This window comes from Christiangramia pacifica (assembly GCF_057221535.1).
Window position 1 is genome coordinate 231,649 of the sequence record NZ_CM170146.1, and the last position, 15,005, is coordinate 246,653.

At 38.0% G+C, this 15,005-nt stretch carries 10 protein-coding genes and 1 tRNA gene; 3 read left to right on the forward strand and 8 right to left on the reverse strand.

The window, feature by feature from the left end:
• Nucleotides 1-105: 105 nt before the first annotated feature.
• Nucleotides 106-2,052 (forward strand): sensor histidine kinase, encoded by a 1,947-nt coding sequence (locus tag AC2S94_RS01090; protein ID WP_484629672.1) that lies wholly within the window; start codon nucleotides 106-108, stop codon nucleotides 2,050-2,052.
• A 4-nt stretch (nucleotides 2,053-2,056) separates the two neighbouring features.
• The gene (locus tag AC2S94_RS01095; RefSeq protein ID WP_484629673.1) at nucleotides 2,057-2,722 is read left to right on the forward strand and encodes a DNA-binding response regulator; all 666 of its coding nucleotides are present in this window, start codon (nucleotides 2,057-2,059) and stop codon (nucleotides 2,720-2,722) included.
• 114 nt (nucleotides 2,723-2,836) lie between these two features.
• On the opposite strand, the gene AC2S94_RS01100 is transcribed toward AC2S94_RS01095, so the two are convergent.
• Nucleotides 2,837-2,910 (reverse strand) — tRNA-Arg (locus tag AC2S94_RS01100).
• Between the two features lie 13 nt (nucleotides 2,911-2,923).
• A complete protein-coding gene (locus AC2S94_RS01105; protein ID WP_484629674.1) occupies nucleotides 2,924-3,373 on the reverse strand; it encodes a GatB/YqeY domain-containing protein in 450 nt (149 codons plus the stop codon).
• Nucleotides 3,374-3,477: 104 nt separating this feature from the next.
• On the opposite strand from AC2S94_RS01105, the gene AC2S94_RS01110 reads away from it, so the two are divergent.
• On the forward strand, nucleotides 3,478-4,392 hold the full coding sequence (locus tag AC2S94_RS01110) for an alpha/beta hydrolase (protein ID WP_484629675.1): 915 nt from the start codon (nucleotides 3,478-3,480) through the stop codon (nucleotides 4,390-4,392).
• A 277-nt stretch (nucleotides 4,393-4,669) separates the two neighbouring features.
• Here AC2S94_RS01110 and bglX read toward each other — a convergent pair whose 3' ends face one another.
• The 6 genes from bglX to AC2S94_RS01140 are packed head-to-tail and all read right to left on the reverse strand — an operon-like array spanning nucleotide 4,670 to nucleotide 14,970.
• Nucleotides 4,670-6,943: a beta-glucosidase BglX gene (gene bglX, locus AC2S94_RS01115; protein ID WP_484629676.1), complete on the reverse strand. Its 2,274-nt coding sequence runs from the start codon at nucleotides 6,941-6,943 to the stop codon at nucleotides 4,670-4,672.
• A 6-nt stretch (nucleotides 6,944-6,949) separates the two neighbouring features.
• The gene (locus tag AC2S94_RS01120; RefSeq protein WP_484629677.1) at nucleotides 6,950-7,747 is read right to left on the reverse strand and encodes a carboxylesterase family protein; all 798 of its coding nucleotides are present in this window, start codon (nucleotides 7,745-7,747) and stop codon (nucleotides 6,950-6,952) included.
• Nucleotides 7,737-9,116 (reverse strand): glucoamylase family protein, encoded by a 1,380-nt coding sequence (locus AC2S94_RS01125; protein WP_484629678.1) that lies wholly within the window; start codon nucleotides 9,114-9,116, stop codon nucleotides 7,737-7,739. Before AC2S94_RS01125 ends, AC2S94_RS01120 begins: the two co-directional genes overlap by 11 nt.
• 26 nt (nucleotides 9,117-9,142) lie before the next feature.
• Nucleotides 9,143-10,516: a glucoamylase family protein gene (locus AC2S94_RS01130; protein ID WP_484629679.1), complete on the reverse strand. Its 1,374-nt coding sequence runs from the start codon at nucleotides 10,514-10,516 to the stop codon at nucleotides 9,143-9,145.
• Nucleotide 10,517: 1 nt separating this feature from the next.
• Nucleotides 10,518-11,966: a RagB/SusD family nutrient uptake outer membrane protein gene (locus AC2S94_RS01135; RefSeq protein ID WP_484629680.1), complete on the reverse strand. Its 1,449-nt coding sequence runs from the start codon at nucleotides 11,964-11,966 to the stop codon at nucleotides 10,518-10,520.
• Nucleotides 11,967-11,976: 10 nt separating this feature from the next.
• On the reverse strand, nucleotides 11,977-14,970 hold the full coding sequence (locus tag AC2S94_RS01140; protein WP_484629681.1) for a SusC/RagA family TonB-linked outer membrane protein: 2,994 nt from the start codon (nucleotides 14,968-14,970) through the stop codon (nucleotides 11,977-11,979).
• Nucleotides 14,971-15,005: the final 35 nt, after the last annotated feature.

Here is a 15,005-nt window from a genome sequence, read left to right on the forward strand (position 1 = left end):
TAATCCTGAATTACAATCAAATTTTTGTAAAATGAATCAAGAATTGAAGTAAATTTCGCGCGTTAATTATTTCGCATCCTAAATATTTTTAATATTTGTAAAGCTTTGAAAACGCAGGTAATTCCATACATTCGTGTCATGAAATTTTTATGGGCCAGGGTTATATTTCTGTTCGCAATTATTCTTACTGTTTCATGCGAATATGAATCAGGCGCGAACAAGAATATTAAAGTAGACGATGCCAGGCGCTTTTATGAAGAAGGTTCTACTACCAGAGACTTTGATAAGCAATTATTGTCCTACAAAAAAGGGCTGAAAATTTCAAAAGAAAATGGCGACTCTCTAACGCCATATTTCTATGAAAAACTGATTTACACTTTTAATAAGCTTAAGAGTTACCAGCCTGCCATAGCATATTCAGACTCATTACTTGATTATTCAATTAGCAAAGAAGATATAGATTTCCAGGTAAAAGCTTATCTGGCCAAAAGTGAGACATATAGAAATTTTAACAAGGATATAGATTGGTTTAAAAGTGCCTTTAGAGCTAAATCCCTTGCATCACAGTCCGATGATGACCGGTTATTAGGTTTAAGCTTAATATATATGGCTTCAGCTGAAGGCGCTATGGAAGATTTTCGCAGTTCCCAGGAGACTGCCACCAAATCTTTACAATATCTTGATGAAGAAAAGGATTCAATATATATAAGCGCGGCTTACGATCTAATTGGAAGAGCTTATATTTTCAATAATTTCTACAAAGATGCCATAAAAGAATTTGAGAATTCTTTGAGGTTCGCCGGAACAGACACAACCTGCATCCCCGTAATTCAAAATAATATTGCATTTACTTTATTTGAACTTGGTAAAGAAAAGAAGGCATTTGAAATTACCGAACAGCTGGCGGAGGAAGCCAGTGATCCTATTTTAAAAATATACACTAAAGATCTTCTATTATTCAACACATGGAAATTCAATAAGAATCTGGACATCGAAGAAGGACTATTGTTCAATCTCGAGGAGAGAAAGAAAATGGAAGATTTTCGCGGAGTAATAAGAAGTTACGAGCACCTATTAGCCTACTATGAAGAAAACGATATTAATAAGGCGATGGAAACTGCTGAAAAAATCTTGGATTATGATAAATATAATAGTGAACGGGCACAAAAAGAGGCTTATGAAACCCTGATCAACTATAGTCCTCCTCAAACATCTAAAGATTATTCCATAAAATATATAGGTTATAGAGATAGTATCGATCAGGCTAAACTTGAAATTCAAAATACCTTTGCTAAGATCAAATATGATGAGGAAAAGAAACAAAACGAAATAAATCAGCTTGTAGCAAAAAATAAAAAACAAGACCTGGAGGCAAAACATTTAAAAAATCAATTTGCAATCATCTTACTATTGGGACTACTTGTAATTGGAATTTCATGCTTCTATTTTTATCATCAAAAACAAAAACATAAAAAGGAAAAATTAGCTGAAATCTATCAAACGGAAACCCGTTTATCAAAAACCATTCATGATGAATTAGCGAATGATATATACAATCTCATGGGTAAATTGCAATCTAAAATTTCAGCTTCAGAAATGGATAAAATGGAAAATATTTACAATCGTACCCGTGATATTTCAAGGAAAAATAAAAGTATAGAAACAGATGAAAATTTCAATGCTGCCCTGTTCTCCATGCTTTCAGAAAATACCCCAAATAATACCAGGTTATTCCTAAAAGGTCTTGAAGATATAGAATGGAATAAAATCTCAACCGAGAAGAAGATCGTGATCTATAGAGTATTGCAGGAATTATTTATTAATATGAGCAAACATAGCAACGCCAGTTTTGTGAGTCTTCAATTTCAGAAAAAGGGTAAAAAGCTTAATATAGATTATTCAGATAATGGAAAAGGATTTGATCCTGAAGCCAAATATCGCAGCAACGGAATCCAAAATGTGGAAAACCGTATTTTTTCTATTCAGGGAAATATTAATTTTGAAACACAGGTTGAAAAAGGTTTAACCGTAGAAATTAATTTGCCAGCTTAAGTTCATGTTTAAAAAGGTTCTTATTGCAGAAGACATGGATACTGTAAATCATGCAGTTACCAGTGTATTGAAAGATCTGAAAATTGAAAATTTAGATCATGTTCAATATTGCGATAAGGCTTATATCCTGGCTAAAAAAGCCATGAATGAAAATGAACCTTATGACCTGCTCATATGTGACCTTTCTTTTAAAAAGGATCATCGTGATGAAAGTATAACTTCCGGACAGGAGCTCATTAGGATTCTTAAAGAGGAAGATCCAAATTTAAAAGTACTGGTTAATTCTATTGAAGATTCTCCACTTACGGTCACCAAGCTTTGGGATTCTGGAAATATCAATGCCTACGTTTGTAAAGACAGGAATGGAATGTCTTCCCTTAAAAAAGCCATAGAAGCCATCAACCGCAATAGAAAATATAATTCACCCAGTATTGAAGAAAAATTGAACAAGTCTAATACGTTCACTTTAAATGATTTTGAGATCAATCTTCTGGATTGTTTAGCGAAGGGAATGACTCAAGATGAAATACAAGAACATTACAAAAGCAATAACATAAAGCCAAGTAGTAAAAGTTCCATCGAGAAGCGACTAAAAGAACTAAAAGAAGAGTTCCAGGCGAATACTACGGCCCATTTAATTGGAATTGTAAAAGATTTAAGGCTTATTTAGAATTGTCAGACCACGAAGGATGGGTGGATTGAGTAGGGTCGGTTTACTTATCTGGTCTGGCATTTTAAAAATAAAAAATCCGTAAAACAATTTAGTTTTACGGATTTTTTTTTGTGACCCCGGCAGGATTCAAACCTGCAACCCTCAGAGCCGAAATCTGATGCGCTATTCAGTTGCGCCACGGGGCCGGAAATATAATATTTAGCTCAGTTTCTTTCGAACAATTGTTGAAATGGTTTTACCATCAGCTTTTCCAGCAAGTTTACCAGTAGCCATACCCATAACCTTCCCCATATCCTGCATTCCGGAAGCTCCAGTTTCTGCAATGATCTTATCAACCTCAGCTTCGATTTCTGCCTCGCTCATTTGTTCTGGCAGAAATTGCTCTATCACCTGCGCCTGCTCCAGTTCCGGCTCTGCAAGATCCTCTCTACCCTGTTCCTTATAAATCTGGGCGCTGTCTTTACGCTGCTTTACCAGTTTTTGCAAAAGTTTATTCTCTTCTTCCTCGGTTAAACCATTTTTTGAAGAAGATTCAGTATTTGCCAGTAAAATAGCTCCTTTCACAGCTCTTAAAGCTTCCAATTTCGAACTATCCTTTGCTTTCATCGCGGCTTTCATTTCAGCCATTACTTTTTCCTGTAAACTCATAATGCAAAAATTATTGGTGCGAAGATAAAATTTTATACTTGAATTCGCCACTAATTTATACCTTCAAAATTAAGTATATTCAGCGTTCTAAAAGAATAGATGCCATGAAACGAATTTTTATTTTCTCAATTTTATTTTTAATACTTCAAAGTACTGAAGCTCAGGAAAAATTTTTGGATAGCCTTTATGAGGTTGGAAAGGTTCAGACTGAAGTCTATGCTGAAAAAGACGGACAGGAATTGATAGTTGACCTATATCAACCTAATAATTCAGAAAAATCGAGACCATTAATCGTATTCATGCATGGCGGAGGTTTTTCTGGGGGAAGCCCGCAAAATCCTCAAGAGGTGAAATTCGCTGAAATAGCTGCGGCAAAAGGTTTCAATGTTGGCCTCATTTCTTATAGACTTACTAGAAAGGGACAGTCTTTTGGTTGTGATTACGAAGCCTCAGGAAAGATAAAAACCTTCCAATTAGCTGCCGAAGATTTTATGGATGCCATAGTATTCATGCAGGAAAATGCAAAAAGGCTAAAAATAGATCCGGATAAAATAATCGTTGGAGGAAGTAGCGCTGGTGCAGAGGCTGTGCTGAATGCGGTTTATAATTCAGATCTGATGTTCGATGATCAAAAGAAATATGCTGATATAAAATTTTCTGCAGTCATGTCATTAGCCGGCGCTATTGTAGACGCCCGATATTTGAATGAAAAGGAATCTATCCCAGGAATTTTCTTTCATGGCACCGATGATAATTTGGTACCTTATGCCTCTGCCCCACATCATTATTGTGATAATGAAAAGCCTGGTTATTTAATCCTGGATGGTTCAAAAACAATCACTGATAAGCTGGAAAACTTAGACCAATCGTTTCTTTTCTATACTTTTAAAGGTGCACGGCACGAGATTTCCGGAATGCCTTTCGCTGACCTTCCTGAAGTTTTCAAATTCCTGAAAGCAGTAGTTTTTGAAGATCAGAAAGTTCAGTTAAGGATATTTAAAGAAAAGAAAAATCAATAATCTTAAATCCTATTCCTTCTTTTCTTTTCATCTCATTCAAAAATTTTTTCACATGGATTGATCAAAACGACTTTTTACGGTTGATAATTTGATCTGGAAAGATCTGCAAAAAGGTACACTATCTATATCACACATTCGAAATATGGAAATATAAATTCTAATTAATGGTGAATTAGTTCAAAGCAATATAATCTGGCTACAGATAATGAAATTCGAATTAAAAAAGCCCCGAAGTAAAACCTAACTCCGGGGCCAAACAAACTAAAACTATGAGAATCTAGTTTTTGAGAGCAAAAGAGCCGTCAAACTCAGAATCTGATGTTCCACGAACAAAAAATTCGAATTCACCCGGCTCAAACACATGATCCAACTGTGAGTTATAAAATTTTAGATCTTCAGGAGTGATCGTAAAAGTTACCGTTTTAGACTCTCCTTTTTTCAACATTATTTTTTGAAATCCCTTTAATTCCTTTACCGGAGGGGTTACGCTTCTTACTTTATCGTGAATGTAAAGCTGAACTACTTCTTCTCCATCAAAATCTCCGGTATTGGTCACAGTCGCACTAATTTCAATTGAACCATTAGAATTTAGTTCTTCAGAACTTGACTTTACATCGCTATATTCAAAGGTGGTATAGCTTAAACCATAACCAAAAGGTATTAATGGTGAATTTGGAGCATCAAGGTAATTGGTTTTGAATTTTGCAAATTCCTCTGTAGGAGCTGGTCTACCGGTTGTTTTTACGCTATAATAAATTGGAACCTGTCCCACATTTCTAGGCCAGGTAGCCGTGATCTTTCCTGAAGGATTGTAATCACCAAATACTACATCAGCGACAGCGTTTCCAGCTTCCACTCCGGGATGCCATATCTGAAGAATACTTACCGGAAGATCCATCTCTTCTGAAATATCCAGCGGTCTTCCGCTCATCAATAAAAGTACTACTGGCTTTCCTGTTTTTGCCAATTCACGTATCAATCTTTTCTGACTGGAAGGAATAGTTATATCTGTTCTGCTCGCGGCTTCTCCACTCATTTCAGTAGCTTCTCCAACTACGGCAACGATAACATCTGAATTGTTCACCACATCCATAGCTTCCTTTAATAAAGCATCTGGAGACTTATCTGAAATACTCACTCTTTCTCCAAATACATTTACCTTTTTAGCAAAAGTTGAATCGTCCGAAATATTCGCTCCCTTCGCATACTCGATCTTGGCTTCTGGAGCCACATTTTTGAATCCCTGTAAGATGGGTACCGATAGAGATGGATCTCCAGTTGGAGCCCATGTTCCAAGCATGTTATTCTTATTGTCGGCCAATGGACCCACAAGGGCAATACTGGCATTTTTTGCTAATGGCAGAGTATTATTGTGTTTTTTTAGAAGTACAAAAGAACGGGAGGCAGCTTTTCGCGCCAAAGCTCTATTGTCTTCGGTAAGAATATCCTGCTCCGGCCTATTTGAGTCAAGGTATTTGTATGGATCTTCAAAGAGACCAAGTTTATGTTTGGCTACTAAAATTCTTCTGGCAGCTTCTGTAATTTCTGCTTCGGTAACTTTCCCTTCTTCTACAGATTTACCAAGCGTGGTTAAAAAACCTTCTCCAACCATATCCATATCCAGTCCGGCTTTCAGCGATAAAGCAGAAACCGCCTGAAGGTCACCAAGACCGTGCGCTATCATTTCATTTACCGAGGTATAATCAGAAACCACAAATCCGTTGAATCCCCATCTTTCTCGTAAAAGATCAGTCAAAAGCCATTTGTTTCCAGAGGCAGGAATTCCATCTACATCATTAAATGAACTCATTACACTGGCAACGCCCGCATCAATCGCGGCTTTATATGGTGGTAAATATTCATTAAACATTCGAAGACGGCTCATATCTACCGTATTATAATCTCTACCTGCTTCCGCAGCACCATATAAAGCGAAATGCTTTACGGTTGCAAGCATTGTTGAAGGATTTGTAAGATCATCTCCCTGGTAACCTTCTACAACCGCTTTTGCGATCTGAGATCCAAGATATGGATCTTCTCCCGCACCTTCGGCAATTCTACCCCATCTAGGATCGCGGGCAATATCAACCATAGGAGAAAAATTCCAGTTAATACCGTCTGCCGTAGCTTCCTTCGCGGCTAGTTGAGCAGATTGTTTTATCAATTCCATATCCCAGCTCGATGCTGTTCCCAGTGGAATCGGGAATGTAGTTTTATAGCCATGTATAACATCTGAACCAATTAATAAAGGAATCCCTAAACGTGTATCATTTACTGCATATTCCTGTGCAATTCTGATCTTATCAGGACCTGAAACACCAAATAGACCTCCAACATTACCGGCTTTGATCTTATCTTCTACGTTCTTGCTAACTACTGCACCAGTAGCAACTCCGCCACCGGGAGTTACCAGATTTAACTGGCCTATCTTTTCTTCAAGTGTCATTTTGGAAAGCAGTTCCTCGACTTCAGGCAATTTCTCCTGAGCCTGAATTACCACAGCTCCACCAATTAATAACAATAAGACACTTAGTTTTTTCTTCAATTTCATTCGTATTTATTTTTTTGATTGTTTGAATAGCCATTCCAGTAAGTAGGGCTCTGCAAATGCCGAATCCCAGCTATTGTGATTATCATCAGGATACAAAGATAACTTGGCGTTTCCTCCATAATGATTGATCTCTCTGGCCATTGCTTTTGAGAATTTTGGTGGTACGATATCATCTTTCTCACCATGAAATATCCAGATATTTAAACCGTCCTGATAATCCTTTGCAATCTCCGGGTTGGCACCTCCACAAATTGCAAAGGCTGCGGCAAACATTTCAGGTTTTTTATAAAGGATCTCATAAGTTCCCATACCTCCCATGGAAAGTCCTCCAACATAAACTCTATCCTTATTTACAAAATCCTTGGAGGTGATAGAATCCATTAATTTCATTACCAGGCTTAAAGATTTTGTTGGTTCTTCCTTATTGTTGAAATCAAATTGAAAAGGCATTGTATCTCTTTTCACCTCAACTTTAGCCCAGTAATCCTCTTTAGGCGCCTGTGGAAAAATTACAATAGCAGGATATTTTTCGCGATTTTCTTCTTTAAGAAAAAGATCACTTCCATGTACAAGCTGAGATTCATTATTATTACCTCTTTCGCCGGCGCCATGTAAGACTAAGACAACCGGATATTTTTCATCTTCTGAAAAGTTCTTCGGAAAAAGAATTCTATAATTCAGCGTATCATTTTCGGAAATAAAATGCTCTTTTTTAAAATCTTCCCTGGTTTGAGCAGTAGTATCTACGGTTGAAACTAGCATCAGTAAAAAAGCAACTATTGAAAAGCTTATTTTATTTTTCATATTCAAATCCTAAATTTTTTAATCCTTTTTGTACTTCCGGTGCACCCATAAAAAGATCCCAGATCAATCCAGATCTATAGTTTTCAATCATTACCAGCATTGGGCCCTGGTCTATAGCAAGATACCTGTCTGCGACCCACTTTTCGCCATCCAGGCTGAAAGCATCATAAAATCCGGCCGGACCCCATACTAGATCATTTAGATCTGTATAAAAATATCTCATTGCAGCTAAGGACTTTTCCGGAGTATATGGAATGGAACTGATGGCGGCGGTTGGAGAAACCACTCCTCTATCATTGTCCGGTGAATGCGCAGTATATCCTACACTACCATCCTCATTCCGGGTATAGCTTGCCGTTAATCCCCAGGAATTATTTGCATAAGTTTCAAACCTCTTCGGATTCTCCTGGCAATATTCATAATTTATAAGACTGTGATTCACATTGAGATCCCAGTAATTTGCATATTCATCTGAAAGTCCTTTAGGATTTAATCCCAGGTATGAATAATGTGCCCAAAACAACGGACCTCCCTTATCACCGCGGGTGTTGTGTTTTAATATTAAGGGCAAACCATATGCTTCAGCATCAGTAGTGATTTTGCCACTTCTCGCCCATCCATCATGATATACTTTCGGATCTATTGCATGATCTGGAGAGGAGGCTGCCATTACATAAGTTATCAGGCATTCATTGTAACCTTCTATCATAAAATCCATTTCCCATTCGTAGTCTGGTGACCAATGCCAGTAAATACCATCTTTATTATTCGTGTACCAATTCCATTCAATACCTTTCCAGAGCTCATCATATTTTTTAGCCACCGCCTTTTCTTCTTCTGATCCATTCTTTAAATACTCTCTCACCACAATAAAACCCTGGGCCAAAAAAGAAGTTTCAACGATATCTCCACCGTTATCTTTTTTTCCAAACGCCTGAACATCTCCGGTTTCACCATTTAGCCAGTGGGACCAGGCTCCATGAAATCTTGGAGCAGCATCTAAAAAATCTGCAATCTTATTTAACCTGGCAACAGCGGAATCACGGGGAATAAAACCTCTTTCTATTCCGGATACGATGCCCATAAGTCCAAATCCTGATCCACCGGTTGTTACTACATGCGCGTCATCCTTTGGATAATCTCCATCGGGATGATATCTTTCGCGGGCCATCCCGCTATTAGGTTCAGCATAGTCCCAGAAATATTTCAGGGTTTGTTTTTGAACCGTATCCATGAGAGCTTCATCAGATAGTTGCTGCCCTTTATCCTCAGTTTTTTCGGCGATTTCATCCTGGCGGTTCGCGCTATTTTTGCAAGCACTTACAAGGAAAAATCCGCAAACAGCTATGAGCAAAAAGTTTTTCAGCATTTTGTAATAATTAAATATTTAAGTAATTAATAGGTAAAACCTAGTTTATCCAGTCCTGCGCTTATTTCAGGGTTAGCCATAAAAAGATTCCACAGCAATTGAGTTCGATGATTCTCGATCATGGCAACAATTGTTCCTTGATCAATCGCCAGGTATCCGTCAGCATACCAGTTATATTCTTCGGAAAAAGCATCATAAAATCCCATTTCTCCCCATAGTTTATCTCCCTGTTCTTCATAGAAATATCTCAAAGCTGCCATCGATTCTTCCGGAGTGTATGGAAAAGAGGATAATGCCGCAGTTGGAGTTATCACTCCTAGATCATTAGTAGGACTATGAGCTGCATATCCATTTCTACTATCAGAAGCGGTTAATCCCCATGAATTTTCTCCATAACCTTCATAATTTTCAGGATTATTTACGCAGTAATTATAATTGATAAGACTGTGAGCTTCATTTTGATCCCAATATTGAGCATACTGATCCTGAAGATTTCTTGGATCCAGTCCAATGAAGGAATAATGACTGAAAAATAATGGTCCACCATAACTTGGCCCCATTGGCATATTTATTCCATAATGAAATCTATTAGTAACAATAGCTCCATTAGATGCCCATCCTTGAGTATAAATTTCTTTTGAGATTGGATATGTAGGAGAAGATGCCGCCAGAACATACACGATCAATGATTCATTCCAACCTTTTATTTGCAGGTTTATGGCAAACTGATTACTAGGTGACCAGTGCCAATAAAGCACGTTTTCACCTTGAGTATACCAGGTCCATTCTACCCCTTCCCAGATTTCTGTTATTCTTGAATTTATTTCCTGCTCTTTTTCCGAACCATCATCAAAATACTCACGGCAAATTAAAAGTCCCTGAATTAAAAATGCGGTTTCTACAAGATCACCACCATCATCCAGATCACTAAATGGCCTGGTATTAGCAGTATTTCCCATATACCAGTGTGAAAAAGCTCCGTGATAACGCGGAACAGTCTCCAGAAAATCAAGAATTTTTAAAAGCCGATCTGTAGCCTCTTCCCGACTAATCCAACCACGTTCTACCGCAGCAGGAAAAGAAGCGAGGCCAATACCTGTACCACCTGTAGTCACAATTAATGGGGAGTCTCCCCCATAAGCATCATCCTGCGATCTTTCTCGAGCCATACCACTGTTAGATTCTGCAAAATCCCAGAAATATTTAAATGTTTCTTTCTGAACAAGATCTAGCAATTCTGAATCAGAAAGTGAAGGAACCTCTTCAGGTTCCTCCGTTTCTGTCTCTTCAGGTTTTGGTTCAGGTTGATCGGGCACCACATTGGTACCCGAATCACTACTGCAACCTATTGTAGCTAAAAAAAACAATAAAAATCCTAAAAATCTAAGTCTCAAAATCATATTACCATCCTGGATTCTGTTCCAGTAATCCGCCACTTTGGGCTATCTGTTCCTGTGGGATAGGGAATAATTCGTGTTTATTTACTTCAAACGGTACTCCAAATGCCTGCATTACTTCTGCCGCTCTACCCTGGCGACGAAGGTCAAATATTCTATCTCCTTCCATGGCTAATTCCAGACGTCTTTCTTTATAAATATCCAATATGGTTAAGGTTTCAAGATCCTCCAATTCAGCGCGGTTTCTAATTTGGTTCACTCTTTCCAGCGCATTATCTACATTCCCTAATTCGAAAGCAGCTTCTGCATTGATCAATAGAACTTCACCGTATCTGATTAGTCTTACGTTCTTCTCTAAAGAACTTTGAGCATTGATATTGGTGTAAGCTTTTTGATTATATCTTTCATTAGTCACCGTTTCAGGAACCGGTCTACCATCATATAAAGTTTCACCTCTAAAAATGATAGTCCCATCCATTCTGGCATCACCCTCTTCGTAAGCATTAACTAGGTCTTCACTTGGGGAATTGAATCCCCAGCCCCAGCCTCCCTGGCCTCTGGCTCCTTGAGAAACACTATAATTTCCAACACCTAAACTTGGTAATTCTCCTCTACCCTGTATTTCAAAAATAGATTCAACTCCATTCTCAAACTCATCTTTCCAGATATCCTCGTAATTTGGTTCAAGCTGGTATTCTCCTGAATTAATAACTTCCTGAGAATAATCAAATGCAGCCTGCCATTCTTCCTGATAAAGTTTCACTTTAGACATTAGCGCTAAAGCTGCACCTTTAGGAGCTCTTCCTAATTGATTAGGAGCATAGGCACTCTTAACTGGCAGATTTTCTATAGCAAACATTAGATCTGCCTCTATAAAGTCATAAAGCTCTTCAACACTTGCTCGCTGATAAGCTCTATTAATATCCTCTTCGCTGTTTGGATCTGGAATAAAATCGATCAGTGGCACTCCTCCAAACATCTGTACCATTCTAAAATACATCAGACCTCTAAGAAAACGTGCCTCACCTATTAGTCTGTTTTTAAGATCTTCTTCAATGTCTACATCTGGCAATAAAAGGATTGCTCGATTGGCTCTAGCGATACCCTGATAGTGGTTTTCCCATAATAATCTAAAGGAAGCTTCACTTTCAGTGTAAGTGTATTCCGCGTGATTTTTCTGGTAAGTTCCAGTATCTCCGGGATCACTTCCCTTGTCTGCGTTATCTGAGGTAATCTCAGTAGCTCCGTACCATGGGAACGAGCTCATATTAAAACCAAGAAACTGGTTGTAAATCGCGTTTACTAATTGTGGGGCAACATCTGGATCTGATAATGCAACCTCTGGTGTCTCCTGTGCAGGATTAATATCAAGATAATCCTCTGCACAAGAAACGCATGTAAAAACAGTGGCTATCGCTACTATTAGTAATACTTTTCTATTTATAGTTTTCATAATTATTTTTTTATAAGCTTAAGTTTAATCCTAAAATAAATGACTTGGTTGCTGGATAAGCATTGAATTCTACACCCGCAAGACCTAGTGGTCCTCCAGGTAATTCCGGAGTATATCCAGAGAATGCCTGAGCAATAAATGGATTTTGTGCTGTAAAGTAAACTCTTGCGTTTCTAATGAAAACTTCTTCTGCAAGAGGTAGCGTATATCCTAGAGTGACGTTATTAATTCTAAAGAAGTCACCCGGTTCAAGGTAGTAATCTGAAGATAACGGTACGGCATTAAACGCAGCCGGCTCTGTATTTGATGGATTTTCTGGTGTCCATCTGTTATCAAATACTTCCTGTTCAATATTTTCATTACTGAACCTGTTGGCTTTTTTACCATTATAAACATAATTACCCCAATTCCCATAGCCATCTACGTTGAAATCAAAGTTTTTATATTTTGCGGAAATATTGAAACCTCCAAAATTCTTTGGCGTATAAGCCCCGAAAAATTTCTTGTCAGCATCATTAATAGTCCCGCTGCCATCAACATCATCATAAACAAATTCGCCATTTTCATCTACACCAGTAACATCTAACAACCAGAAACTACCAAGCGGCTGACCTTCAACTACTTTTTTCACGATCTGGCCGTTTCCAAGACTACCACCGGTATTTTCAGCGAAGAACTGGTTGGTAACTTTTTCAAGTTCGTTGCTATTGAAAGTAAGGTTACCTCCAATGCTATAGCTGAAATCTTCTCCAATATTATCACTCCAGTTTAAAGAAATCTCAACACCTTCGTTTCGAACCTGACCTGCAGGAGTAAGTGTGGTTCCACTAAACCCAAATGCATCTGGTAATTCAACCGGTAAAATAGCATTTCGGTTTAAACGGTTGTAATAATCGATCTCTCCAGAAAGTTTATTATCTAATAATCCAAATTCAAGACCTATATCAAATTCTTCCGTAGTTTCCCATGATAAAGCCGGGTCTATCAATTGATTGATGGTACCACCTTCATTGATCGATTCATCAGGACCTAATGGATAATTCAGTCCTGTAGCGAAAGTTAGAATGTTTAACGGCACGTTCTGGTTACCAAGTTCACCGAAACTACCTCTTAGTTTCAAAAAGCTAATTACTTCTGAATCCTGTAAAAAAGCTTCTTCTGAAATAACCCAACCGGCACCAACCGAGAAGAAATTACCCCATTTATTACCTTCCTGGAACTGGCTGGAACCATCACGTCTAAAAGTCGCAGTTAGTAAATATTTACTATTAAAATCATAATTCAATCTGGCAAAATAAGAATTCAATCTTATCAAGTTACCAGAACTACCTGATGATAGCTGCGGTTCTTCATCCCCATTATTAAGAAACCAGAAATCTTCCTGGGCAGGAACATTGTATCGAACCCCTCTTAAATATTCTCCATTCATAATTCCGTTCCAACCTAAAAGTTCTTCAACAGTCGTACCTAAGGTTAATTTGAAATTGTGCGCGTCATTGAAAGAATGATTCAGGGTTACGAAATTATCCAGTACCCAACGATAATCATTATTCTTGGTAACGGTTAATGTATTTTTCGGACTATCAACTGCATAGTCGTCTACAGTTCTTGTTGGATCTCCTGATAAAAATAAATCAAGGTTAGGAACGAAAGATCTGCTTCTAAAATATTCAGTTTCAATACCAAATCTTGAGGTGAAATCTATCCAATCTGCAATATCTGCTTCAATTGTGAAAGTTCCCTGTAATCTCAGATTATTTTGTTCCTGATTGTTATAGAACAAGTCTCTTACTGGATTTCCAACATTATTGATTCCAGTGGAGGAACCAAATTTACCAGCGAACTCACTTCCTTCCGGATATCTAACTGGAATAATGGGAGTTTGTTTGTATGCATTATTGAAAGCTCCAAAAGGCTTAGGAATCTCATCAGTTAAAGCTGCACTTACTTGCTGACGAAATTTAATCCTTTCAACAATGTCAAATTCAGTATTACTTCTTAAGGTCAACCTGTTGAAATCATTCCCTTGCAAAATCCCTTCCTCTTCGTAATATCCGGCACTAAAGAAAGTTCTTACTTTCTCGCTACCTGCAGTTAAGGATAAGTTATTGGAGGAAATACTACCAGTTCTGGTAATTTCATCAAACCAGTCTGTATTGAATTGCTGATTCTCGTCAAATCTTGGCTCATTACCATCTGCAATAAGAGCTTCGTTTGAATAGATCGCAAAAGATCTTGAATCTGCCATTTCAACTTTTCTCAGTTCTGATTTAACACCATAAGATGTCTCAACATTAATCTCTAATGCACCGGCTTTACCTTTTTTAGTAGTAACAATGATAACTCCATTCGCTCCTCGGTTACCATAAATAGCCAAAGATGATGCATCTTTAAGCACATCAATGTTCGTAATATCGTTAGGGTTAATGTTATCAATATTATCAGTTAAAATACCGTCAACTACATATAAAGGATTCTGACCACCAAAAGCAGTACCAAGACCTCTAATGAAAACATCAGGAGTAGAACCTGGTGCTCCAGAAGGTGTGATCTGCACTCCGGCAGCACGACCCTGAATAGATTGCATAGGTGAAGAAGCAGGCTGGCGGGTTATCTCTTCCGTATCAATACGGCTAATGCTACCTGTTAGATCCTGTTTTCGCTGACTACCATAACCTACTACTACAACTTCATCCAGCTGCCCAGCATCCTCTTGAAGAACAACGGAATAATCATTATTACTGGTAATTTCTACATCCTGAGGACTAAAACCCAGAAATGTTACGGTGAAAACATCACCAACCTCGACACCTTCTAAAGTGAAATTTCCGTCAAAGTCAGTTACATCGAAAATCTCCTTGCCGTTAACTTTTACTTCTGCGCCCGGCAATGGAACCTCATCAGCACCTGTTACGATACCGTTGATGGTTTTAGTTTGTTGTGCATGCGAGATTCCTGTTAGAAAAAAGAATATCACGCCTGCAAAGAATAGTTTTACTTTCATACTCGTTGGGTGTTTTTGCTTAATTTGTTTCAGAA